Genomic DNA, 21,968 nt, shown 5'->3' on the forward strand with positions numbered 1-21,968 from the left:
ATTTCTACAGGCTCCTATTTTGAAGTTTTAACCCGAGGATATCCTCGGGTTTTTTATTATTTCTTTAATAGCAAAACTTTTTCGCTCATAATACGTATATAAGATATACATAAGATTGGAGTGAAAATAATGGAAGAACTCTTTGATGCAATAAATTGGGCAGTAATAGCACCATTGCTTATAGTCCAGGCAATTCTACTTGTTGTCGCACTTCTAGACTGGGCAAAAGCAGAAAAGACAAATGGGCCTAAGTGGTTGTGGTTAGTTATTATTATTTTTGTAAATATAATTGGTCCTGTTCTTTATTTTATTTTCGGAAGGAGACCACATTAAATGGCACTTTTAACAGTGGAAAACCTATCGAAACATTATGATGGTAAACCAGCGGTGAATGATGTTAGCTTTCAATTTCAGCATGGGTCATGTATCGCTCTAATTGGCCCTAATGGCGCTGGTAAAACTACGATTTTGCGGACGCTAGCGGGGTTACTGAAACCAACAAGTGGTTCAGTATCATTTGCTGGGGTGAATGCCAACGATGACATACGTAAATATATCGGCTATTTACCTCAATATCCAGTTTTTCATGCTTGGATGACTGGCATGGAATTCTTAGTTTATGTTGGCCAGCTTGCATTGGTAACGAAAAGTGAAGCAACTAAAAGAGCAGAACAGTTACTGACACGTGTAGGACTTAGCGATGATAAAAACAAACGCATTTCCAAATACTCCGGTGGTATGAAACAACGCCTTGGAATTGCACAGGCCATGATCCATCAACCAAAGCTTCTCATGCTTGATGAGCCGGTTTCATCATTGGATCCTATTGGTCGAAGAGAGGTCCTAAACTTAATGGAAGAATTAAAAAAGGATATGACGATTCTTTTTTCAACCCATATTCTAAGTGATGCTGATGAAGTAAGTGATGAGTTACTGTTATTACACGAAGGTCAAATCGTTGAGTCAGGATCCATGGAAGATTTAAGACAAAAATACCAGACCTCTAAAATAGAACTCGGTTTCTTAGATGATTTGGAGAAATATCAAACCGTTCTTAACGAACTTCCTACTGTGATGAACAGTTATATTGAACGGAATTTGATCCATGTTACGGCTTCGGATATTTCAAAAGTACGACAGGAAGTACTAAAGACCGCTACCAAAGAAAACTGGCCATTAACTACTTTCTCGATTAATCGTACTTCACTCGAAGACTTATTTATGAGGGTGGTGAGTAAGTGATGCAATGGACAACGCTTTTTAAAAAAGAGATGCTCGAGAACTGGCGTAATTTTAAATGGGTGTGGGTTCCGTTAGTAATGATTCTAATAGCAGTTGTAGACCCGATATCATCTTATTACTTACCACAAATTATTGAATCTGTTGGTGGAATGCCTGAGGGCGCGGTATTTGAAATGCCTGAGTTCGCACCGAGTGATGTAGTTATGATGAGTTTAAGCCAAATTAGCAGCCTAGGTGTTTTGGTAATTGCATTAATGTCCATGGGGACTATTTCCAGTGAGCGAAAAAGCGGCGTTTCAGAGCTAATTCTTGTGAAACCAGTTTCTTATCATAATTACATTACAGCTAAATGGGCTTCCCTACTATTGTTAGTATGGACTGCTTTCTTTTTAGGAATGTTAGGAAGCTGGTATTATGTTAATATCCTGTTTGGTGAACTGTCATTTTTAACACTTTTAGCCATTGTTTTTTACTATGGATTATGGCTCACACTTGTTATCAGTCTGTCTATATTTTACAACACGGTTTTCAAGACGGCTGGTCTGGTTGCATTTATGACGATCATAACAATTATGCTAATGAGTGTTATCACACAAGTATTTGGACACATACTGGAATGGAGCCCTAATAATATTTCTGAATACATCCAGGAAATGCTTATAACAGAAAGCTTGCCTTCAGATTTAATAGCAACGGGACTGGTAACCATTTCGATCATTGCTCTATTATTAATCAGTTCCATTTATACATTTAAAACAAAAGAACTGGCAAATTGAAGTTTGGAGGGAGCGGTCATTATACCGTTCCCTCCATTATCTTTATTTCACTTTAACTGCTGTTATTTTTCTCAGGAACACAAATGAAAAGCAATACATATGAATCCAACAATAAACAATTGATAAAAGAATGCTAGATCAAATGTAGCAAACAACATTTATGGATATTCTATCAGGAAACATTACAGCAAGTAGTGGGGAAATTTTAATTGATGGTGAAGTTCCATTTGATAATCAAAAGTTAACCGAGTCAATCTGATTTATCGTGTCGTTGATGATCGAGTCTTCTATTTGTTCCTTTATTTGAAGGAAAATTGGCTTCGATTCGTCTAGATTATTTTTCATGTTAAACCCCTTTTGTTAATTGGTTAATTAGTTATGTAACTAACCATGATGATTTTTTGTCAATAAGTAACAAAAGCTAGAAGCGCCTTGAAAGACACGACAAGCATAAGCAGGTCGCGTAGTGTGGATGTCTTTACCCAAGTCGAACTGCTTATGTCTCGAGTGTCTAGGCGCTGGAGCTGGACGTGGCCGATTCTGTAGATAAAGTACAAAACTTTCAAGTTATATACTTTCTTTACTTTCAAAAAAATAAGATTCTACATGTGTGCAGAACCTTATCTTAATCCTCTTCTATTTTTTTATCTTCATTCTTTGGTAATCGACCAGCTTTTTCAACTGCCTCCCGTAATAGAAACTCCACATGACTATTTACGCTGCGAAATTCATCCTTGGCCCAGCCTTGTAAAATATCATACAGCTTTGAGTCAATTCGTAATGGAAAGTTCTTTTTATTAGTCATAGAAACCCTCTTTATTATTGATATAGTGACCCTGTATTCACAACAGGTTGTGTACCATTATCAGAAACAATTGATACTAGCAAATTATTGATCATGGCAGCACGGCGTTCATCATCTAAATCAACAATACCGTCTTTTTCCATCTTATCAATAGCATCTTGAACCATGCCTACAGCACCTTCAACGATCTGTTTACGAGCTGCTATAATTGCACTAGCCTGTTGACGCTGCAGCATTGCCTGAGCAATTTCAGTAGAATATGCTAGGTGTGTTAAGCGGGCTTCGATCACTTGTACCCCAGACACTGTTAAACGTTTCTGAAGTTCAGTCGTTAATTTCTCGGAAACTTCCTCGGCATTCCCTCTTAACGTTAATTCCACATCTTCAAAAGTATCATATGGATATTTAGTAGCAACATGGCGGATCGCTGTTTCACTTTGAATTTCAACAAATTGTTCATAACGGTCAACATCAAATACTGCTTTAGCAGAATCCACTACCTTAAATACAATGACAGCAGCAATCTCAATTGGATTTCCATTAACATCATTTACTTTTAATCGTTTACTGTTAAAATTTCGTACTCGAAGCGAAATGGTTCGTCTGATTGAAAAAGGAACAGTTATTACAATTCCTTCTTGACGGATACTACCCATATATTTACCCATAAAAATAACTACGATAGACTGATTTGGTTGAATAATCGTTATTCCACTACCTAAAGTGATAGCAATAATCAGAGCTATTCCACCTAATACGAACTCTTGATGAATGAAGCCAAATACTGTTCCAGCCAACAGAATTGCCATCACAAAAATGCCTAAGAACCCATTCATAACCCATGCTTCTTTTTCCCGCATGTATCCACACACCTTCTCCTATGTGATATCATTTCATAACTATATCAATATGATATCACTATTGTTTGAATTTGTAACTTACTCTGTGATTTCAAATAACCCATCGATCGGTGTTTTTTCCGGCATAATTAGATAATCATGACCATCAGTAGTCATCACTAGGTTTCCAAATACTGCCGTAGAATAAACATCTGCATTTATTCGATTTAGATTACCAATAACTCTTTCAACTGGATGACCATAATCATTTTTCTTACTATAGGTTAGAATTGCAGTTTTAGGTTTTACATGCTCCAAAAAGGAAAAGGAGGTACTTGTCTTTGAACCGTGGTGAGCAACCTTTATAAACTCTGCTTCTACATTATGATTCTGTAAAATTTTCACTTCTTGTTTCGTCTCTACATCACTCATCAATAAGAAATCAATATCTTTATGTGTTAATTTCATCGCAATGGAAGATTGATTATTATTTTTTGCACCGCTATACGTGTTTAATATGCGTATTTCTATTGTTGGATCTAAGTTAATTTGCTCATTTTGCCTTGCTATTCTAATCGGAATATCTTGTTTGCGTATTTGATTTATATATCTTGCATATGTCATTGTCGAATGAAGTTTCCCAGAATCAATTACTTCTACGACTTCAATCGACTTCATTACATCTATTAACCCCCCAATATGATCTATATCTGGATGTGTCGCAATAAGCAAGTCAATTTTGTCGACATTTTGTTGTTTTAAGTATGTTACAACATCCTTACCTGCTTTAGGAGGACCACCATCGATTAATATGTTTTTATCCTCAGGCGTTTTTATTAACATACTATCTCCTTGACCCACATCGATAAAATGAACCTCCATATTTTGATATGGATAAGCATATACAGGTTGAGTTATTCCGACAAATGGAATAAAAAATATAAGTAAGATAACCATAACTATCCCAATATTTCTTTGCATATACAGCATCCTTTAACTAGAGGTTTTATGTTTTATTAGTTTTCCACGGATACGGGATAAGTATTTATATTAGAAGGACGAAATATCATAAGCTTGATGTATAGTGTTACGTTAAATGAATAGCTTTTTCAATCAACAGGCTCGAATTTCGATCAACAGGCATGATAAATGATCAACAGCTATAATTTTCGATCAAGAGAGTTAAAAATCGATCAAGCTACTAGCAGAATCGATCATGAGTAGTCCATTTTCGATCAACAGCTTAGAATTTCGATCAACAGCTTAGAATTTCGATCAACAGGCATGATAAATGATCAACAGCTATAATTTTCGATCAACAGAGCTAAAAATCGATCAAGCTACTAGCACAATCGATCATGAGTAGTCCGTTTTCGATCAACAGCTTAGAATTTCGATCAACAGGCATGATAAATGATCAACAGCTGTAATTTTCGATCAAGAGAGCTAAAAATCGATCAAGCTACTAGCAGAATCGATCATGAGTAGTCCATTTTCGATCAACAGCTTAGAATTTCGATCAACAGGCATGATAAATGATCAACAGCTATAATTTTCGATCAAGAGAGTTAAAAATCGATCAAGTTACTAGCAGAATCGATCATGAGTAGTCCATTTTCGATCAACAGCTTAGAATTTCGATCAACACCAAAAAAAGAGCCACTGACAGAGTCAGTGGCTCTTCACTACATAATTTATCCTTTTTTCGTTACTGCAATTTCCTGATTGATTACCTCAACCATTACCTGATTAATCGTCTCATCTTCTAAAATCAAATCTGTTAACTGGTCATCAATTTTATCTTGAATAACGCGACGTAAAGGTCTTGCACCAAAGCGGCGGTCAAAGCCAAGTCTAACTAATTCTTGTTTTGCTTCATCCGTAATCGTAATCTCAATATTGTTTTCTTCTATTGTTTCTTCTAGGTCTTCTAGCATTAAATCAACGATTTTTAATAAGTTGTCTTCTTCAAGCTCATTAAATTGGATCATCGCATCAAAGCGGTTTAGGAATTCTGGTTTAAAGTAGTTACTTAGGATATCTAATGTGGTTACTGATTCATGTTGGGCGTTATTAAAACCAACGTTGACTTGTTTTTCACCAGTACCGGCATTACTTGTCATAATTATGACTGTTTCTTTAAAACTTACCTTACGACCGTGTGAATCTGTTAAGTGTCCATCCTCCATAATTTGCAGGAACATGTTTTGCACGTCTGGATGTGCTTTTTCAATTTCATCAAGCAAAATAATGGAATATGGATTACGACGGACACGTTCGGTTAGTTGTCCAGCCTCTTCATGGCCTACATAACCTGGAGGTGAACCGATAATTTTTGACACGGCGTGTTTTTCCATATATTCACTCATATCTAATCGAACCAATGATTCACGTGAGCCGAATAATTCTTCTGCTAGTGCTTTGGTCAATTCTGTTTTACCGACACCAGTTGGTCCAACAAATAAGAACGAACCTATTGGGCGGTATTTTGATTTAAGTCCTGCACGACTTCGGCGAATCGCTTTTGCTACTTTTTGAACTGCCTGTTCTTGACCAATAACCTTATCACCAAGGCTTTTAGCGATATTTTTCATTTTTTCTTGTTCATCGGCTTGCAATTTTGTTACTGGTATTCCCGTTTTTTCTTCAACAATCAATTGAATATCAGAAATAGCTACATCAATAACCTGTTCTTCATTTTTGGCTTTTTCTAATTGCTTTTGCAGCTGAATTTCTTGATATCGTAGGTTTGCTGCACGTTCATAATCTTCTTTATCAGCTGCTTGTTCTTTTTCTTTAATGATCTCATCTAGACGTTGTCCGATTGAATTAGAATCTTTTTCTGCGTTTGCTAGATTTAATCGCGAGCCAACTTCATCCATTAAATCTATTGCTTTGTCTGGAAGGAAGCGGTCTTGAATATAGCGTTGTGATAACGTTACGAAAGCGCGAATTACGTCTTCAGGAAAGCGCACATCATGAAACTGTTCATACCGATCTTTAATTCCATTTAATATTTGTACTGCTTCTTCTGCTGATGGTTCTTTGACTATAATAGGTTGAAAGCGTCGTTCTAGTGCTGCATCTTTTTCAATTTTACGGTATTCCTTTAATGTTGTTGCACCGATTAATTGCATTTCACCACGTGCTAGTGCAGGTTTTAAAATATTCCCTGCATCCATTTGTGAGCTTTCTGCGGTTCCGGCACCTACTAACAAGTGAATTTCATCCACAAACAGAATCACATCTTTACGATTTTGTAATTCTTGAATTAACTGCTTCATGCGTTCCTCAAATTGACCTCTAACTCCAGTGTTTGCTACCAATGAGGCCACATCCAACAGATATATTTCCTTGTTCATCAGTTTTGCTGGCACATTACCTTCTGTAATTCTTACAGCCAGCCCTTCAGCAATAGCAGTTTTACCTACACCAGGTTCACCGATTAATACTGGGTTATTTTTGTTTCTTCTATTTAACGTTTCAATAACACGTTTCACTTCATTGTCCCGACCAATAACCGGATCAATTATTCCTGCTCTTGCTGCGTGTGTTACATTCTTGCCTAGTTGATCTAATAGACCATTTCCTTGATTTGATTTTGTCTGTGTTTTTGTTCCTGTGTGACTTGCTCCATTTCCATTATAAAAATGATTAGAAAATGCATCCTCATTTTGAAATGAATCGGAGAAGAAGTCATTCGTATTCATCATTTTTCCTTGTATTTCCTGAAAACAGGAATTGCAAAGATGCATGTGTATCTTTTCATTATTCATTTGCATTGCAACATTAATATTAGCTGGATTTACACCACATTTTTGACATTGCATTTTCCATTCCTCCTTAAAATAATTGCCTGTAATTATATTTAATTTTGACTTTGACTATATTTGACCTTTGATCATTATTATACTCTGACCTATTTTGACTTTCAAGTATTTTGATCTGTTAAATTCATATTTTTTACCTTTTGATGAATACTAATTTAGACATAACTTCTATAATAAAAATTATTAGTTTTCACAAAGCTATTGACTTTTAGATATATTCCATTAGAATAAGTATTGAAATTGATATTCATTATCAATTAGATTCTACATAAGAAGGGTGATTACTATGAAAAATAATTTTTATCTTTTAGTATTTATTACTATTATTTCTGCATTTACGTTAGCTGCGTGTGGTGGAGGGGATAATGGCGAAAATGATACTGAAAATGAGAACAATACTGCTGACATTGAAGATAACGGTGAAATTAATTTGTATACAGGGCGTCATTATGAAACAGATGATAACTTATACGAAGCATTCACAGAAGAAACTGGAATTGAAGTTAATGTCATTAAGGGTAAGGATGATGAATTAATTGCTCGTTTGGTTCGTGAAGGTAAAGCTTCTGAGGCAGATTTATTTATTACAGCGGACGCTGGACGACTACACCGTGCTAAGGATGAAGAATTATTACAAGAAGTTACTAGTGATACACTTCAAGAAAATATACCTAGCAAATATCGCGATGATAAAAACACTTGGTTTGGATTAACAAAGCGAGCTCGTATTATTGCCTATCATAAAGACCGTGTAAGTTTAGAAGACTTACAAACTTATCAGGATTTAACAAAAGATACTTTTCAGGATAAAGTTCTCATACGTTCTTCATCCAATATTTATAACCAATCCTTACTTGCATCTCTAATCGCAATTGATGGCGAGGATGCAGCTAAAGAATGGGCAACAGGTATTGTAGACAACATGGCTCGTGATCCTAAGGGTGGAGATCGTGATCAAGCTATCGCTATTGCTGCTGGAGAAGGTGATGTAGCAGTAATGAATACGTACTACCTGGGTCAAATGCTAAATGCAGAAGATGAGGAACAAGTAAAAGCAGCGGAACAATTGGATATTCTATTCCCTAACCAGGATTCAACTGGTACACATGTTAATATTAGTGGAATTGGTTTAACAGCAAGCAGTAAAAATACGGAAAATGCTATTAAATTTATGGAATTCTTAACAACTGAAAGTGCTCAAGAACAGTTTGCTGAAACAAATTATGAATATCCTGTAAACCCTAATGTTGAACCAGCAGAGTTACTTAAGTCATGGGGTGAATTTAAAGAACAAGACATTAACCTGACAAAGCTGGGCGATAACAATGAACAGGCCATTAAAATAATGAATGAAATTGGTTGGAAATAAGAGATTCTTTCTAACTTGCTGCATTGTGATAACAAGCAATGCAGCATTTTTGTATATACAATACCAATGAGAACTGTTATCATTAATGGGGATATCTTTATCAGTTTCACCTAAGATTAATCAAGGGAAGTGTCATTCTTGAAGTTCTATCGAAAGCTGTCTAGTTATTTAAATATTTGGACCCTCGGAAGTCTATTCATTGTAATACTTATCCTACTACCCAACATTTCTATTCTTTTTAATTTTTTCACAGAAGAAACTTCGAATTGGCAGCATATTAAGGAATTTATACTTCCAAATTTATTAAAAAACACTACTATTATTATTATATTTACAGGTATACTCACAATTCTAATTGGCACAAGTCTCGCTTGGCTCATATCTGCTTTTGACTTTCCACTTAAACGGTTTTTTAAGTGGGGATTAATTTTACCATTAGCTATCCCGCCTTATATTGCAGCATATACCTACAATGGAATGTTGAATTATACGGGTGTTATCCAAACTACGTTGAGAAACAACTATAACGTGACTGTGAGCCAATCCTATTTTGATATCATGACATTACCTGGTGCCATCTTTATTTTTACATTATTTCTATATCCATATGTATATATGATCACGCGTACTTTTTTATCAAATCAATCCGCATCCTTAATCGAGAATGCGCGATTACTTGGAAGGAATTCATTTGAAATTTTCTTTAAGGTAGTCCTGCCGATATCCCGTGGAGCAATTGTTGGAGGCGTTAGTCTTGTACTACTGGAAGTTTTAAATGATTATGGTGTTGTGCAATACTTTGGAATTCCAACGTTCAGCACCGCAATTTTTCAAACGTGGTTTGGGATGGGGGACTTGAATGCAGCAATTAAACTCTCTGCTACACTTATGTTTATCGTATTTTCAATTCTCATAATTGAAAAGTTCCTACGAGGAAGAAAAAGGTATAGCTATTCTTCACCAAAAGTTAGACCGCTTACTCCTATACAATTACGAGGGTGGCGTGGATGGATTGCTTTTGGTTATAGTCTGCTTATATTTGGTCTAGGATTTCTAATACCACTAATTCAGTTACTAGATTGGGTACTATTAACCTATGAAAAAATTGCTGACCCTGTATTTACTTCACTCATATTCAACTCCCTATTAGTAGCGATCGTCGGTGCGTCAATGATCACTGTATTTGCGATTATCATTGCTAATTTCGCACGAATTCACCAAAGCGTTCTATCCAGAGCTTCTGCGCAAATAACAATATTAGGTTACTCCATACCTGGTGCTGTTATTGCTGTTGGTATTATTACCGTATTTATAGCAACGGATAATATTCTCTTTGGGTTTTATGAATTTATCGGTATGGATCCGATGCTATACTTAAGTACCAGCCTGTTCATGTTAATATCTGCTTATGTCATCCGATTCTTGGCAGTCGGATTCAATGCAATTGAGGCTGGGTTTGATAAAATAGGAAATAAATATACAGAAGCATCACGCACGCTTGGTATGGGAATGACAAAAACATTTTTTAAAGTTGATGTTCGTTTGATAAAAGGAGCCATTTTAAGTGGATTTATTTTATCATTTATTGAGATACTAAAAGAACTACCACTTACATTAATTCTAAGACCGTTTAATTTCGATACACTCTCAACAAAAGCCTTTCAGTATGCAAGTGATGAACAAATTCATGAAGCGTCTTTAGCATCCATTATTATCATTATCATCAGTGCTATTGCCATCTTTATTTTCTATCATGCTTTAGAAAAGGAGCCAAAATAATATGTTTCTACAAATTAAAGATTTAGCTTTTTGTTATTATAGAAGTAAAGACTATGCGATTAAAAACTTCAACCTTGAGATCGAACAGGGAGAGATTATATCTATTCTTGGTGAAAGCGGAAGCGGAAAAAGTACTGTCCTTCGATTGTTGTCCGGACTGGAAACCCCTACAAGCGGAATCATTCGAATAAATAACCAGATTATGACAGATGACAGACACTTTGTGTTACCGGAAAAACGCGGAATTGGTATGGTATTTCAAGACTACGCGCTCTTCCCACATATGACCGTTGCAGAGAATATTCAATTTGGTTTAAAAAAACAAACTAAAAGAGATAAGCAACAGCGTGTGGATGAGGTTCTTGACCTTGTTAATATGGCGAAATTGAAAAAACGCTACCCGCACGAACTTAGTGGTGGCCAACAACAACGTGTAGCTTTAGCGCGAACGCTTGCTCCAAAACCTTCCTTACTATTATTGGATGAACCGTTCAGCAACCTCGATGCTGATTTGCAAATAAAAATTAGAAATGAATTGAAAGAAATTATTAAGAAAACAGGAATCACCTCCATCTTTGTAACCCATGACCGAGAAGATTCCCGAGCTATAGCAGACCGTATTATTACGATGCGGGACGGAGCGGCATATGAATGGGAGTCTATTTGCACCACGCGTAAACTAGAAGATAAACGTGTAGAAGTTCTAACTCCATAAAGAAAAACAATCCCCTAAACAGTTACTAACTATCATAGCTGTTTAGGGGATTTCATATTAGCCTTTTAATTTTTCCTTCTGTCTTAGCTCAACTCGTCTGATTTTTCCTGACGTTGTTTTTGGTAAATCATCAATAAATTCAATTTCTCTTGGGTATTTATATGGCGCAGTTAACTCTTTCACGTGATCCTGTAATTCTTTAATTAAATCAGGATTATCCTTATTAACTTTGTCTTTTAGGACAACAAATGCTTTCACAATGCTACCTCGAATTTCATCTGGACTAGCTACTACTGCACATTCTTGTACATGAGAGTGTTTTACTAAAGCATCCTCTACTTCAAACGGGCCAATTGTATAGCCTGATGAAATGATAATGTCATCACTGCGTCCCTCAAACCAGAAGTAGCCCTCTTTGTCTTTTGCAGCTTGGTCACCTGTTACATAATAATTACCCCGGTGAGCCATTTTGGTACGCTCTGGATCTTTATAATACTCACGGAACAATGCCGGACAATCGAGTTTAACAGCGATATCTCCTATTTCATTTTCCGCAACCGGTTCACCGTATTCATCGATCACTTCTACATCATTTCCAGGAGTTGGTTTTCCCATGGATCCCGGTTTTACTTTCATATCTTTCATAAATCCTAATAATAATGTATTCTCTGTCTGGCCATATCCGTCACGTACAGTTAAATTAAAGTGTTCCTGGAACGTATCAATAACTTCTCTATTTAATGGTTCACCTGCTGATACAGCACTATGCAATGTAGGTAGTTGATAGTCTGATAGGTTATCAACTTTTGCCATCAAACGATATTCTGTCGGTGTACAGCATAATACATTAATATCATTGTCCTGAAGTAGCTGCAGATATGTCTTTGGATTGAATTTCCCGTTATAAATAAATCCGGTTGCACCAGATCCTAAGACTGAAAGAAAAGGACTCCAGATCCATTTTTGCCAACCTGGGCCTGCTGTTGCCCATACTTTGTCACCATCATTGATGCATAGCCAATTCTCTGATGCTGTCTTTAAATGTGCAAAGCCCCACCCATGTGTATGTACAACACCTTTTGGGTTACCTGTAGTTCCAGAAGTGTACGGTAAGAACGCAATATCATCTTTTGTTGTTTTTGCCATATCCAGCTCCTCGGATGCATCTTCTTTTAAAGCATCTAAAAATAGCCATCCTTCTGCTGGCTCTCCTACTACAAATCGTTTTAATTCGTCATATTCTTTAATATCTTTATATTGATCTACATATGGAAAATAACTTACAACACCTTTTACTTCACCATGCGACACACGGTATTGCAAATCTTTGGTTTTCAGCATTTCTGAACTTGGAATGATGATAATACCCGTCTTCAGTGCTGCTAAATATACCTCATATGCTTCTATCAGTCTTGGAATCATAATGAGAATCTTGTCGCCTTTCTTTAAGCCATTTGACAAGAAAGCGTTGCCAATTTTGTTTACATTTTGCATTAATTGGGTATAGGTAATTTCCTTCTTCAATCCAGTATCATCTTGCCAGATTAAGGCTTTTCTAGTGGAATCAGTTGCGTATCGCTCCATTTCCATCGCGATATTGTAATCGTTCGGAGCAATTAAATCTTCTCTGTTCATATCTTATCAACTCCAATTTTAGTATATACATAGTATAGCAAAGGTTATGAAAGTTTGAAATTAATGTATAGTGAATCCGTGTATGCAAATTTTTCAATTTCGACAAAATTTCTAAAAATCTATTTCAAGATTGTGACTTTTATATTACAATTGTATTACTTATTTTTATTTCCTTCATGGAAAGGATGTAATCTTCATGACTAATTACCCACCTAGAAATAATTTTCTTACACAATTATTTAAAAAAGATTCTGATAGAAGGCGTTCCGCTAGTCATAAACTAGTAGATCACCCAAATGATAATACCTTACTTAACTACTATGCTTCTTTAGCAGTCTATCATCCCGATCTAATTATAGTTATTTCAACGGATGGAAAAGTAATTTCGCAAAATCGTAGTAGCATTAATGAGCTTCTGGGGTATTCTCCGGATGAAAATATAAATTATGAACAATTACTATCCAAAGAAAAGTACTCCTCCCTTCATTCTGCTTTTTATAAAACGTTAAAGGGCAAACCTCGAACTCAAGAAGTTTCCATTCTTACTAAGTATGGTCAAAGGCTTTTTGTTACCGCTACGTTCATACCAATCAAAAAAGCAGACAATACGGTTGTAGGCATATTTTTAGTTGTACAGAATAATACGTCTCATCAGGAACTTAAACATTCACTAGAGTTAAAAGAACGTCACCTTACTCATGCCCAACAAATAGCAGAAATTGGTAGTTGGGAGTATATAATTGGAGAAGATAGATTTTATGCTTCTGATAACTCTTATGACATATTTGGGATAGAGAAAACCGATTCCGAACCATCAATGGATATACCATTGAAATACACACATCCTGATGATTCCTTAAAAGTAAGAAATACCTTAGAGAAAGCAATCAAGAAGGGGATCGACTATACTATTGATTATCGTATATTCCATGGCAAAACAAATCAATTACGATACTTAAAAGTACATGCAGAAGTACTCTGGCAGGATAAAAAGCCATATAAACTCATAGGTATAGTAAAAGATGAAACAACTCAAAAAGAGCTAGAAATCCAAATGGACAAAACACAAAAGGACCTCAGGCATATATTTAACAATTTACATGTAGGTATTTGGATGAAAGAATATGATACTAATAAAGTGACATATGTTTCCAAGTGGATTGAAGAAATAACCCAAATACCACTGGATCTTTTATACAACGATGATGCTACTTGGGAAAACATGGTTCACCCTGCACACATACAGGAGGTTTTTGAACACCAAAAGTTACTCAAAGACGGGGAAACAATTTTTCATCAATACCGGATTAATTGTATGGATGGTACAACAAAATGGGTTTTTGACCAAACAGTACCCTATTTTAATGATGAAGGAAAGTTAACTCATTTATTTGGGTTGATTGCTGATATTACCCCTGAAGTGGAAATGCGGCAGCAACTTGATTATTTTGCTACACATGACATGCTGACAGCTTTACCTAATCAACGGAATATATATGATAAATTAGATAGTATGTGTGAAGCTAACAAGCACCGATTTGCTTTACTCTATCTTGACTTAGACCGGTTCAAATTAATTAATGATTCGTTAGGCTATCAAATTGGTGATGAAGTATTAAAGAGGACTTCTAACCGATTGTTATCAGCGCTTCCTACAACCGGATACATAGGCCGGATCAGCAGTAATGATTTTATTGTTATTATAGATGATTACAAAACAAAGGATTCTATTTATGAATTAGCCGGAGATATGATTAACCGAATTGAAGAACAGATTACGATTGATGGTTATGAACTGAATATAACAACTAGTATCGGGATTAGCTTCTATCCTGAAAACGGTGATAACAAACTGACATTAATTGAAAGTGCACATGCGGCTTTATATCAAGCTAAGCAACATGGTAAAAATAACTTTCAAATCTTTTCTTACTCAAAAGATATCACTTCTTATAAAAAATATGTACTTGAAAAGGACATGCGAAAAGCAATTGATAAGCAAGAGTTTGAGTTGTATTATCAGCCACAAGTAGAAACAAATACTGGAGTAATTCGTGGTGCAGAGGCATTAATCCGCTGGCATCATGCAGAATGGGGATTAGTCTCTCCTGGTGAATTTATACCATTGGCTGAAGAAAATCATCTAATCAATCATATTGGTGATTGGGTCATACAAAAAGTATGTTCACAACTACGTGAATGGAAAGATAATGGTTATTCATTGCGTCCTATTTCTATTAACGTTTCCCCTATCCGTTTCATGAAGAAGGGGCTAGTAGATTTGGTCAAAACCGAATTGGAAAAGCATAATATCCCTGCTAAATATTTAGAAATTGAAATTACAGAAAGCTCCTTATTAAAAAATGAAAAAAATGTATTAGCAGCACTAGAAGGTTTAAAAAGTTTAGGAGTTAAAATTGCAATAGACGACTTCGGGACTGGCTATGCTTCACTGAACTATTTACGTGAATTTGATGCTGACACCATTAAGATTGATCAAATCTTCATACAGAATATTACTGCTGACAACAAAAAAGACACAGCTATTATATCTTCTGTATTACATTTAGCAAAAGGATTAGAGATGAAGGTTATTGCTGAAGGCGTGGAAGAATACGAACAACTTGAATTTTTAAAACAAAACGAGTGTGATGAAATTCAAGGTTATTTATTTTCAAAGCCTGTTCCATTAGATACGTATGAACAAATGCTGCAAACAGGCTATATAAAGCCTACAAAACCAAAAGTAAATGCTATTCCTGAAGATGAACGAAGAAGTTTCTATCGAGTTGAATTTCCTTATCACGTACTAGGAGAGATGTCCATATTAGAGGTGAACGAACGTAAAGTTGAGCTGGGTTCGGCACCGGTTATCATAGAAGATATTGGGCTAGGTGGGTTGAAAATTCTTTCCTCTCTCAAATTGCCTGTGAACTCCACCATTAAATTTAAATTTCATATTAAATTGATGGGTGAGAATTTTTATTTAAATGGTGATCTTGTTTGGAAAAACGAAGGAAAAGGTGATACGTTTTATTATGGTATTAAATTTGATATTAATGAACCCGATGAAGATAGGCTAGCTGCTGTTATTAACAAAATGACTGTACTGATAAACTTAAATCATGATATTCCTGACACAGATTTAATAAAAGGGAATCCATATGCGTATTTACAAAAAAATAATTTATAAAGAACAAAAGCTAGAAGCGCCCGTTTAACGACGTATGGGCTGCGCCCGCGCATCGCGGGTGGGTCGACGTTGCCGCGCAAAGCGGCGAAGTTAGTCGATCTTCCAATTCCGCATGAGATAAAGGAAACACGATGAGCGTTAGCGAATCGATGTTGACTTATCGTAAGGAGGATCAGGAAGCCCACTAGTCGTTGGGTGCTGGCCGATGAAAACGCCACGTCCTGTGGCGTCATCGGCACTAGTACGTCCTGTACGTCGGAGCTGGACGTGGCTTAAGCAGTAAAAATCTACAGGCTCCAAATTTTATAATTTCCTAGACAGGAACAAAAGCTAGAAGCGCCTTGAAAGACACGACAAGCATAAGCAGGTCGCGTAGTGTGGATGTCTTTACCAAAGTCGAACTGCTTATGTCTCGAGTGTCTAGGCGCTGGAGCTGGACGCAGCTTATTCAGTCAATATTTTATCCACAGTTTACTAATTTTAATTTCATAGACTATGAAAGAAGCGGGAAATTCATTCTCGCTTCTTTCAATGTTAGAAACCGTATAACTCCTTTGGGATTATATTTTTCAATATAAGGTGATCTAAACTTTTGAACTGGTATCCATCTTTCTTTAGTTGAACAATTAACTGACTCAAAGCCTCTGCATTATCGGATGAAACGGTGTGCAGCAGTATAATTGCCCCCGGATGTATATGATCCATCAATTGGTCAAAAGCGAATTTCCAGCCACTTTTTCTATCGACATTCCAATCTATAAAGGCAAGTGACCAAAAGATATGTGTATATCCTAACTCATTCGACCATTTCAATGTCCGTTCATTAAAGACCCCTTTAGGAGGTCGAAGGTATTTAAGCTCTTTTTGCTCTGAGACCTTAGCTACTTCTTCTTCTAGTGTATCTAATTCCTTTTTCATAGCAGCCTTAGACAAAATTGTGAAATCAGGATGATGATAAGAATGGTTTCCTATGATATGTCCTTCATCCACCATCCGATTGATCAGCTTTGGTTGACTTGTAACATAATGACCAGCCACAAAAAAAGTGGCGGGAACACTTTCTTTTTTTAATACGTCTAATATGTCACCGGTATAGCCTTGTTCATAACCCATGTCAAACGTTAAGTAAACAACTTTTTCCCCAGAATGATCTGCATAATATGCCCCATACTCATCTAATATTTCCTTATACTTTCCTACATCAGGTATTTGATGGTCATCATTCTTTTTAAAACCCCATCCATAACCACCTAATGCTTCTGCATTGCTACTAAACAGAATTAAAGCAAGAAAAAACATTATAATGATGGATAACTTAAAAACGATCTGTTTCATAACCCTACCACCTATTTTTTTCTTACTTTATCCTAATATATTTTGTTTATTCCTGTTAAAGAATGACAGATCCAATCCAACCAAATAGTATCAATGGTATATTGTAGTGCACAAAGGTTGGTACACAAGTATCCCAAATATGGTGATGCTTACCATCCGCGTTTAATCCTGCTGTTGGCCCAAGTGTACTGTCTGATGCTGGTGAACCTGCATCTCCAAGTGCACCTGCTGTTCCAATTAATACTGCGATAGCTATTGGGGAGAACCCTGCTGCAAGACAAATTGGGACAAAAAGAGCAGCTAAAATTGGAATTGTACCAAACGATGATCCTATTCCAATTGTGACAACAAGCCCAACTAATAATAATATAAGTGCAATAACTATTTTATTATCTCCTAAGAAACCAGAGGATACTTCTACTAATGCATCAACTGATCCTGTTTCTGATAAAATGGTTCCAAAACCAGAAGCAACAAGCATTACGAATGCAATGGTTCCCATCATACTAATACCATCTGTTATGACTTTGTCTCCTTGTTTAAACGGAACCACAATCATTAAGAACATTAATAAAAGCCCTGTCAACGCACCTAATATCAGATTTCCCGTTATTAATTGAACGGCTAATGCTGCTATAATTGCTATTAATGTAAGTAGATGCTTGCTATTAAATGATACATTTTCACGATTTACTTCTTCTGTAATTACCTCAGTACCACCTGCTCCTGGTGTAGATACACGATCTTTACGATATGTTACAAAGATTGCAATAAGCAGTCCAACAATCATACCCGCGCCTGGAAATAGCATAGCTATCGCAACATCGCTCATGGATACCGCTGCGCCATTTGTCTCCATTCCTTCAAAAATAATACCGTGAAAAATCAACCCAAACCCTGCTGGGATCATAATATATGGTGCTTTCAATCCAAATGTTAACGCAGTTGCTACACCACGTCTATCTAGTTTCATATCATCAAATAACTTTAGTAACGGTGGAATTAATATTGGTATAAATGCAATATGCACTGGTACTAAGTTTTGTGATAATGATGCCACACCTGCAATTGCTAAAAGCATCATTGTTTTCTTTCCTGTTAATACACGGATTAAATAGTTTACTAATAATGACGTAATACCTGTATAACTTATGGCTACGGCAAAGGCACCTAGTAATACATAACTTAATGCAGTATTCGCCTGACCTCCCATACCACTTACAAGCATTTCGATTGCTTCAACAATAGACAATCCTGACATCAATCCAGCTGTAATAGCAGCTGCTATAATTGCTATAATTACATTTACTCTTAATAAACTAAGAATTGTCATGACTAAAACCGATACAACTACAACCCATTCCATGCTTACTTCCCCTCTCTATTTATATAAAATTGCTTTATTTTTGTTGTTGCTTTGACACTTTACTATGATAAAGCAATGAAGTGTAATTGACAACCCCTTTTTTTCAAAAGGCTATTTTCGTAAAGATTGTTGCTTTTGAGAGAATAGATACAAACTGCGACGTAACTTGAAAACACGATCTGTGCTATGCTATCGCTGTGAAAAAATACTGCCCACAGCTCCAATCACTGAGGTGAAAATGGATGTAATGGAATTAAAGGATGAATCAATCCTAGCAAAGGAAAAATGCGGAGACTCCTTGAAATACAGACCAATTTTCTGCGTGCAATGTCGTGTGAGCCCGCAGAAAGTAAAACAACCCTGCAAATGTTACACAGGGTTGTTCGAATAAGTATTCATGGAAATTATCTAAGCTGAAATCCAAAGGAGAGGTGCTCCTGTATCGGTATCCATGCTCCAATTCCTTGTTTGGTTACATTTTTAATGACAATTGATTTTTTGGAACCTTTTAGTTCGAAATAAACCTCCCCAAATGTTACTTGTCCCTTTTCATTTACTGCTGGAGCATAAGCTTGTAAATAACCGTATTTTTTAACAGGTATATTATAGGCGTTTTCCTTTTTCGTACCTTTACCAATAACGGTTTGATAAGAAAGTGGTAATTTTGTTTTTTCCTTTGCTTTTAACAGCATCATTTTCTTTATATCATCAGGATTTGCAATCTTATTTGTAAGTGCTCCTTTAATTTCCTTTTGTTCCTGTTGAACGTAATTCATTTTTTGTTCATTTTCACCACCGATATTGTTTAGCTCGTTTGTATTAATTTGTTGATATTCCCAATTGATCGTTGTTTCTGAGGATGCATAATTTAATGGCCAACGACCAATATAGACCATTCCACGATAACCGATTGCAAGTATAGAAGGCTTGATAGATGTTTCATTTAACAATTTTATAAGATCCGGGTTATCAATTGGAACTTCTGCATCTTCCATTAATTCCTGGGTCAATTCACTTGGCTCCACGACCTCTTGATCTTCAGTAGAATTTGGATATGTGTTTTCTTTGGATATTGTTAAAACATGACTCGGTATGTCAAAATCATCCGTTTTCTCCTTGTCTTTTTCTTCTCCAAAAGTGCTATTAGTAAAGGAAAAAATAGATACAAATACAATTAATACGAAGCTATAAATTCCTATTTTATTCATGTGTCCCATTCCTTTCTTTTTGCTTAGTTTTATCGGACACATCAATATTATACCTTTATTATTTCAGTATTCGCATATAATCTACCTACTTAATTCAACTCGCTCTAACGTTTCTATTATTTTAATACTTTCTTCTACTGAACGTACCATCGAACAGTTTCTTCTTGCCACTTCTAAATTTTTGTAAAGCCTTTCAGGGTCTAAGTGGAATCCCTTTATAATGTAGTGTAACCTTATCTCCTCAATACGATTGGCTTCCTCTGGGTTTCTTTTAACCTTGGCAGTAATCGTCATATCGGATACTTTAGTCCGTTGTTTCTCCAATATCTTACGAAATACAGATCCACTGCAACCAACAATGGAGGCAACCATCAACTGGAATGGGCGATACCCATATTCTTCATTTCCCGAAATGTCCAATTCACCAAAATCAAACTCTGTACGTAATCCATTCTCTTTTAAATGAAATTCCATCCTGTTTCACTCCTTAAAAATAAGTTTGTTACCTATTGTTCTTTATCCTTTATTACCTTTATCATAACCTATTTTGTAAATTAATAGCAGTTCTTGTGATTGACCTTTTTTTCGTAAACAATTAGATTGAGTTATAGGGTAATTTGTCGAAAAGGTGGAGTAATATGGTATCAACAAAAACTAGATTTTGGATTTTAATTGCACTGGTTACAATTTCAGGCTTTTCCCAAGGTATGTTATTACCTCTACTTGCTATAATCCTAGAACAAAATGGAGTTTCTTCGTCGGTTAATGGTTTACACGCGACTGGATTATATGTTGGAGTACTTATTGCATCCCCTTTTATGGAAAAACCGATGCGGAAATTTGGTTTTAAACCAATTATCGTTGTTGGTGGTATGCTCGTGTTTATTTCAATGGCCTTATTTCCATTCTGGCAAGCACTATGGTTCTGGTTTATATTACGTATTATGGTCGGAATAGGAGATCATATGCTGCACTTCGGTACCCAAACTTGGATTACATCGACAGCTGCTAAAGAAACCAGAGGGAAACATATAGCTTATTATGGACTGTCTTTTGGCTTTGGATTTACACTCGGTCCCTTGATGACAAGATTTTTATCTGTAAATGAAGCACTACCATTTTTATTATCAGCTTTTCTTAGTGTTATTGTTTGGTCACTTATGTTTTTCGTTCGGAACAAGTTCCCAGAACTGGATATGAATACTGTAAATGCTACGAGTTCAATTGGGAGGTTTATTAAAACTGGAAAAATTGCATGGGTTGCACTTTTAGCTCCATTTGGTTATGGATTTCTTGAGGCATCTCTTCATGGAATATTTCCCATTTATGGTATGCGTATTGGCCATGATATCGATATTCTTTCACTAATAATTCCATGTTTTGCAGCTGGGAGTTTACTATCTCAAATTCCTTTAGGCGTATTAAGTGACCGTGTAGGCAGGCGAAAGATCCTCCTATTTGTGTTGAGTGCCGGCTTATTATGTTTCGTTTTCGCATCCCTATTCGAGGCGTCAGTTATTGCGTTATTTACCCTATTTACATTAGCTGGTATATTTGTTGGCTCCCTTTTTTCATTAGGAATATCTTATATGACCGATCTTTTGCCAGGGGCATTATTACCAGCTGGAAACATAATGTGTGGAATAGCCTTCAGTCTTGGCAGTATTAGTGGACCATACTTCGGTGGACTATTTATTCAATTTTTCCCCGGGGTATCGTTCTTTTATGTAATTGTTGTGATGTTACTAGTTATTTTAGGAGCAACTTTTGTAAATAAAGATAGGCAATCTGTAGTACAAACATAACTATTCCTGAATTATTCATAGAATTTCTTTGATTACCCAATAATGCTTATCTATCAAGCATTCCTTTGATT

General features: G+C 35.9%; 17 protein-coding genes. 8 read left to right on the forward strand and 9 right to left on the reverse strand.

The window, feature by feature from the left end; translation table 11 throughout:
* The first annotated feature begins 129 nt into the window (after positions 1–129).
* From ACFQ3N_RS17025 to ACFQ3N_RS17035, 3 genes are read left to right on the forward strand one after another with little or no spacing between them, the layout of a single operon-like run.
* Positions 130–333, forward strand: coding sequence for a PLD nuclease N-terminal domain-containing protein (locus ACFQ3N_RS17025; RefSeq protein ID WP_390363822.1), 204 nt, complete (start codon positions 130–132; stop codon positions 331–333).
* The gene (locus ACFQ3N_RS17030) at positions 334–1,242 is read left to right on the forward strand and encodes an ABC transporter ATP-binding protein (protein ID WP_390363824.1); all 909 of its coding nucleotides are present in this window, start codon (positions 334–336) and stop codon (positions 1,240–1,242) included. It begins immediately after the preceding gene.
* Entirely contained in the window at positions 1,242–2,018 is a 777-nt protein-coding gene (locus ACFQ3N_RS17035; RefSeq protein WP_390363853.1) for an ABC transporter permease, read from the forward strand. The genes ACFQ3N_RS17030 and ACFQ3N_RS17035 overlap by 1 nt, the downstream gene beginning before the upstream one ends.
* Before the next feature lie 625 nt (positions 2,019–2,643).
* On the opposite strand, the gene ACFQ3N_RS17040 is transcribed toward ACFQ3N_RS17035, so the two are convergent.
* From ACFQ3N_RS17040 to ACFQ3N_RS17055, 4 genes are all read right to left on the reverse strand, one after another.
* Entirely contained in the window at positions 2,644–2,823 is a 180-nt protein-coding gene (locus ACFQ3N_RS17040) for a toxin-antitoxin system HicB family antitoxin (RefSeq protein WP_390363826.1), read from the reverse strand.
* A gap of 14 nt (positions 2,824–2,837) precedes the next feature.
* Complete coding sequence (locus ACFQ3N_RS17045; protein WP_390363828.1) at positions 2,838–3,683, reverse strand: SPFH domain-containing protein; 846 nt, start codon at positions 3,681–3,683, stop codon at positions 2,838–2,840.
* A 78-nt stretch (positions 3,684–3,761) separates the two neighbouring features.
* The gene (locus tag ACFQ3N_RS17050; RefSeq protein WP_390363830.1) at positions 3,762–4,643 is read right to left on the reverse strand and encodes a ComEC/Rec2 family competence protein; all 882 of its coding nucleotides are present in this window, start codon (positions 4,641–4,643) and stop codon (positions 3,762–3,764) included.
* Between the two features lie 713 nt (positions 4,644–5,356).
* Positions 5,357–7,492 (reverse strand): ATP-dependent Clp protease ATP-binding subunit, encoded by a 2,136-nt coding sequence (locus ACFQ3N_RS17055; protein ID WP_390363832.1) that lies wholly within the window; start codon positions 7,490–7,492, stop codon positions 5,357–5,359.
* Between the two features lie 286 nt (positions 7,493–7,778).
* Here ACFQ3N_RS17055 and ACFQ3N_RS17060 point away from each other — a divergent pair, with 286 nt between their 5' ends.
* From ACFQ3N_RS17060 to ACFQ3N_RS17070, 3 genes are all read left to right on the forward strand, one after another.
* Positions 7,779–8,861 carry a Fe(3+) ABC transporter substrate-binding protein gene (locus tag ACFQ3N_RS17060; protein WP_390363834.1) on the forward strand — a complete coding sequence of 361 codons (1,083 nt, stop codon included), beginning with the start codon at positions 7,779–7,781 and terminating at the stop codon, positions 8,859–8,861.
* A 138-nt stretch (positions 8,862–8,999) separates the two neighbouring features.
* Positions 9,000–10,640 (forward strand): ABC transporter permease, encoded by a 1,641-nt coding sequence (locus ACFQ3N_RS17065; protein WP_390363836.1) that lies wholly within the window; start codon positions 9,000–9,002, stop codon positions 10,638–10,640.
* A gap of 1 nt (position 10,641) precedes the next feature.
* Entirely contained in the window at positions 10,642–11,355 is a 714-nt protein-coding gene (locus ACFQ3N_RS17070; protein ID WP_390363838.1) for an ABC transporter ATP-binding protein, read from the forward strand.
* A 57-nt stretch (positions 11,356–11,412) separates the two neighbouring features.
* Here ACFQ3N_RS17070 and mbcS read toward each other — a convergent pair whose 3' ends face one another.
* Positions 11,413–12,990 (reverse strand): acyl-CoA synthetase MbcS, encoded by a 1,578-nt coding sequence (gene mbcS / locus ACFQ3N_RS17075; RefSeq protein WP_390363840.1) that lies wholly within the window; start codon positions 12,988–12,990, stop codon positions 11,413–11,415.
* Between the two features lie 196 nt (positions 12,991–13,186).
* Here mbcS and ACFQ3N_RS17080 point away from each other — a divergent pair, with 196 nt between their 5' ends.
* A complete protein-coding gene (locus tag ACFQ3N_RS17080) occupies positions 13,187–16,183 on the forward strand; it encodes an EAL domain-containing protein (RefSeq protein WP_390363842.1) in 2,997 nt (998 codons plus the stop codon).
* A 534-nt stretch (positions 16,184–16,717) separates the two neighbouring features.
* On the opposite strand, the gene pdaA is transcribed toward ACFQ3N_RS17080, so the two are convergent.
* From pdaA to ACFQ3N_RS17100, 4 genes are all read right to left on the reverse strand, one after another.
* Entirely contained in the window at positions 16,718–17,518 is an 801-nt protein-coding gene (pdaA, locus tag ACFQ3N_RS17085; protein WP_390363843.1) for a delta-lactam-biosynthetic de-N-acetylase, read from the reverse strand.
* A 55-nt stretch (positions 17,519–17,573) separates the two neighbouring features.
* A complete protein-coding gene (locus ACFQ3N_RS17090; protein WP_390363845.1) occupies positions 17,574–18,884 on the reverse strand; it encodes a Na+/H+ antiporter family protein in 1,311 nt (436 codons plus the stop codon).
* Positions 18,885–19,288: 404 nt separating this feature from the next.
* Positions 19,289–20,092 carry a YfkD famly protein gene (locus tag ACFQ3N_RS17095; RefSeq protein WP_390363847.1) on the reverse strand — a complete coding sequence of 268 codons (804 nt, stop codon included), beginning with the start codon at positions 20,090–20,092 and terminating at the stop codon, positions 19,289–19,291.
* 81 nt (positions 20,093–20,173) lie between these two features.
* On the reverse strand, positions 20,174–20,566 hold the full coding sequence (locus ACFQ3N_RS17100; RefSeq protein ID WP_390363849.1) for an OsmC family protein: 393 nt from the start codon (positions 20,564–20,566) through the stop codon (positions 20,174–20,176).
* Positions 20,567–20,730: 164 nt separating this feature from the next.
* On the opposite strand from ACFQ3N_RS17100, the gene ACFQ3N_RS17105 reads away from it, so the two are divergent.
* Complete coding sequence (locus tag ACFQ3N_RS17105) at positions 20,731–21,897, forward strand: MFS transporter (RefSeq protein WP_390363851.1); 1,167 nt, start codon at positions 20,731–20,733, stop codon at positions 21,895–21,897.
* Positions 21,898–21,968 lie beyond the last annotated feature (71 nt).

The organism is Virgibacillus byunsanensis (assembly GCF_042675965.1).
GTDB lineage: Bacteria > Bacillota > Bacilli > Bacillales > Amphibacillaceae > Virgibacillus_R > Virgibacillus_R byunsanensis.

Coding starts and splice junctions, on each gene's coding strand:
- ACFQ3N_RS17025 (WP_390363822.1), top strand. CDS start 130: ATGGAAGAACTCTTTGATGCAATAAATTGGGCAGTAATAGCACCATTG.
- ACFQ3N_RS17030 (WP_390363824.1), top strand. CDS start 334: ATGGCACTTTTAACAGTGGAAAACCTATCGAAACATTATGATGGTAAA.
- ACFQ3N_RS17035 (WP_390363853.1), top strand. CDS start 1,242: ATGCAATGGACAACGCTTTTTAAAAAAGAGATGCTCGAGAACTGGCGT.
- ACFQ3N_RS17040 (WP_390363826.1), bottom strand. CDS start 2,823: ATGACTAATAAAAAGAACTTTCCATTACGAATTGACTCAAAGCTGTAT.
- ACFQ3N_RS17045 (WP_390363828.1), bottom strand. CDS start 3,683: ATGCGGGAAAAAGAAGCATGGGTTATGAATGGGTTCTTAGGCATTTTT.
- ACFQ3N_RS17050 (WP_390363830.1), bottom strand. CDS start 4,643: ATGCAAAGAAATATTGGGATAGTTATGGTTATCTTACTTATATTTTTT.
- ACFQ3N_RS17055 (WP_390363832.1), bottom strand. CDS start 7,492: ATGCAATGTCAAAAATGTGGTGTAAATCCAGCTAATATTAATGTTGCA.
- ACFQ3N_RS17060 (WP_390363834.1), top strand. CDS start 7,779: ATGAAAAATAATTTTTATCTTTTAGTATTTATTACTATTATTTCTGCA.
- ACFQ3N_RS17070 (WP_390363838.1), top strand. CDS start 10,642: ATGTTTCTACAAATTAAAGATTTAGCTTTTTGTTATTATAGAAGTAAA.
- mbcS (WP_390363840.1), bottom strand. CDS start 12,990: ATGAACAGAGAAGATTTAATTGCTCCGAACGATTACAATATCGCGATG.
- ACFQ3N_RS17080 (WP_390363842.1), top strand. CDS start 13,187: ATGACTAATTACCCACCTAGAAATAATTTTCTTACACAATTATTTAAA.
- pdaA (WP_390363843.1), bottom strand. CDS start 17,518: ATGAAACAGATCGTTTTTAAGTTATCCATCATTATAATGTTTTTTCTT.
- ACFQ3N_RS17090 (WP_390363845.1), bottom strand. CDS start 18,884: ATGGAATGGGTTGTAGTTGTATCGGTTTTAGTCATGACAATTCTTAGT.
- ACFQ3N_RS17095 (WP_390363847.1), bottom strand. CDS start 20,092: ATGAATAAAATAGGAATTTATAGCTTCGTATTAATTGTATTTGTATCT.
- ACFQ3N_RS17100 (WP_390363849.1), bottom strand. CDS start 20,566: ATGGAATTTCATTTAAAAGAGAATGGATTACGTACAGAGTTTGATTTT.
- ACFQ3N_RS17105 (WP_390363851.1), top strand. CDS start 20,731: ATGGTATCAACAAAAACTAGATTTTGGATTTTAATTGCACTGGTTACA.